Source organism: Stieleria sp. (assembly GCF_041595215.1).
Classification (GTDB): domain Bacteria; phylum Planctomycetota; class Planctomycetia; order Pirellulales; family Pirellulaceae; genus Stieleria; species Stieleria magnilauensis.
On sequence record NZ_JBFHKV010001150.1, the window covers coordinates 1 to 2,570 of the forward strand.

Genomic DNA, 2,570 nt, shown 5'->3' on the forward strand with positions numbered 1-2,570 from the left:
CGCGATGGAGGAGCAATCGATTGATCCGTCCGAGACGCCGATCTTCTTGATCGCCGGACCGGGGACGGTCGAATCGGTCAACTCCTTCATGGCGACTTCCAACACACAGTTCCCCGTGCGGGCGCCGCTGGGGCCGGCTCCGATCCATGTGTTCGCCAACCAGCAGGCGATCTATGTGGTGTGCACCGAGTGTTGTCAGCTAAGCAAATTGCTCGGTTCGCCGCGTGACTCGACGATCGTTCCCGGACAAATGCCCGGCGCCCCTCAGCCGTTCCAGGCCGATCGGACGATGGACGTCAGCACGATGGGACAGAATCCGGCGGCGCTGCGTCCGCCGATGCCGCCCGCCGGCGGCAACGCCTCGGCCTACTCAGCCGATGTTCGAAACACGATCGCCGGGCTGAACATTCCCGTGCCGCCCCAAAACCAGGGCGCCGACATGCGGGGCACGATGATGGTCGGTGACCTGTCCGGCGGCGTGAAAAACCCGATGCAACCGCAAGGCGGTGGAATCGCCAGCGCGATCCTGACGCCCAGCGATGCCAGTCTGGCGACGGCGCGGCTCGCTTACCTGTGTCGGCTGTTTCGCCGCTTGCGCGATCCACTGTGCCCGATCAATGGCGTCATCGTCTCGACGCCGTTCCGGTTCCTGGCCGACGGATCACAAGACATCGTCAACCAGATTTTGATCGCATTGAAAGCCGATTTGGCGTGCCTGCGCGGGTCGTTGCGGATTCGCTGCAGTGTCACCCACGTCGTCGATTCGATGGAAATGGAAACCGGGTTCCGCGAACTGGTCCGACGCGTCGGCGCCGAACGGTCTTCGGTGCAACGATTCGGCAAGGGATACGGATTGTGGAACCTGCCGACAGCGCCGCAGCTGGATGCCGTCGTCAAACATGCCTGCGGAGCGTTTGAGGATTGGTCGTACTTGCTGTTTCGCGAAGGCGACGGGCTGAGCAAACCCGGCAACCGTCATCTGTATTCGCTGCTGTGCCGGATCCGGTCGACGTTTCAACCCCGTTTGGCGCACTTGATCAAATCGGCCTACGCCATCAACTCCGCCGGCCCGCATCTCAGTGACGGCGAACCGCTGCTGTTCAGCGGTTGTTACTTCGTCGCCACCGGCGCGATGCCGGACCGCCAAGCGTTTCTGGCCAGCGTGTTCAAAAAGGCGACCAACGAAGAAGAGGAATTGGAATGGGGCAGCGAAGCGCTCGCCGAGGAAGATCGGATGCAGACCGGGGTTCGCATTCTGATGGTGATCAACGGCGTCCTCGTGGCGACGATCGTGGGGCTGTTGATTTGGTACTTTAACGCGGAGTGAATGTGGTCCGATGCCTGCCCAGCCCTCCCCGTCGCGCCAGACTTACACGCAATATCGCGAGGCCGACGACGCATCGGGTGTCGCCCCGGATGGCGAGCGATCGACCGACGCCACCGCTACCAGCCAAAGCCAACGTTTGCTGCAAGAGGTGTTGGGGGAGACGCTGATTCGGCATCAAGAGAATTCGGATCAGTTGTTGGAAGTGCTTCGCGCTGAGAAGGTTCGGCATGAGAACGCCCCGTGTGACGAGGCGTTGTTCGTGTCGATCGCCACCGCGGTTCTGCGACATCGGCTGGGGCCGCGGTCACGGCAGCTGCCCGCCGACCTGTATGATGAAGTCGGCCGGGCGTTGTGGACCAATGACTACAGCCGCGGCCGGATCGAGCGATTTTGGAATTCATTAGGAGCGGAACCGTGAGTGCCCATCCGAGCGACGCGTCCTCCGGTGACGGCGAATCACCCGCCGACCTGATCAACGAAGCGCAGGGATTGGTGCGTTCGCTGGCGATGCGGGTGCACCGTTCGCTGCCGATCCCGATGGATCTGGACGACCTGATCGCCTACGGCCAACTGGGGCTGGCCGAAGCGGCACAGAAATACGACCCCGAATGCGGCGCCCGCTTCACGACGTTCGCCTATTACCGAGTCCGCGGGGCGATCTACGACGGGGTCTCGAAGATGAACTGGACCAGTCGCGCGCGGTTGCGGCGGATGCGGTTTCGCGACATGGCTGAGGATGTCCTGCACGCGGAATCCTCAAAGTCGGAATCCGCTAGCGATGGCACCAGTTCCAACGAGGATGCGGATTGGTTGGGTAAGATGGCCGAGCGGCTGGCGATCGTCTACCTGGCCAGCGGTGACGACGATTCGGAAACGAGTGTCTTGGCACAAGCGGCCGATCAGCACGAGATCCCCAGCAAGGTCGTTGCAAACCGCGAAATGCAAACAACGCTACGCAAATTGGTCAACGACCTGCCCAATGATGCCAAACGATTGATCATCGCCATCTATTTCGAAGGTTTTTCGCTGACCGAAGCGGCCGATCGCATTGGGATCAGCAAGAGTTGGGCGAGTCGAATACATGCGAAGAGTCTGGACCAGATGGCCCAGAGCCTGCGTCGCAGCGGCAACGATTAAACGTATTCCCGTGAGACGTCCACTACGCTGGGCACCGAGAGTTCATCATGGCATCTGAAACGACACTTGATTTTGATCAACTGCTGGCCCCGATTTCGGACGAATC

The 2,570-nt window shown here is 61.2% G+C and carries 3 protein-coding genes; all 3 read left to right on the forward strand.

Translation table 11 applies throughout. The features are described 5' to 3' along the window. Positions 1-1,327, forward strand: a 1,327-nt coding sequence (locus tag ABX749_RS29070) for a type VI secretion protein IcmF/TssM N-terminal domain-containing protein (protein ID WP_372899122.1), incomplete at its 5' end; no start/stop codon positions are given. 10 nt (positions 1,328-1,337) lie between these two features. After that, positions 1,338-1,745, forward strand: coding sequence for a hypothetical protein (locus ABX749_RS29075; protein ID WP_372899123.1), 408 nt, complete (start codon positions 1,338-1,340; stop codon positions 1,743-1,745). Further along, a complete protein-coding gene (locus ABX749_RS29080; RefSeq protein ID WP_145216867.1) occupies positions 1,742-2,464 on the forward strand; it encodes a sigma-70 family RNA polymerase sigma factor in 723 nt (240 codons plus the stop codon). The genes ABX749_RS29075 and ABX749_RS29080 overlap by 4 nt, the downstream gene beginning before the upstream one ends. The last annotated feature ends 106 nt before the right edge of the window (positions 2,465-2,570 follow it).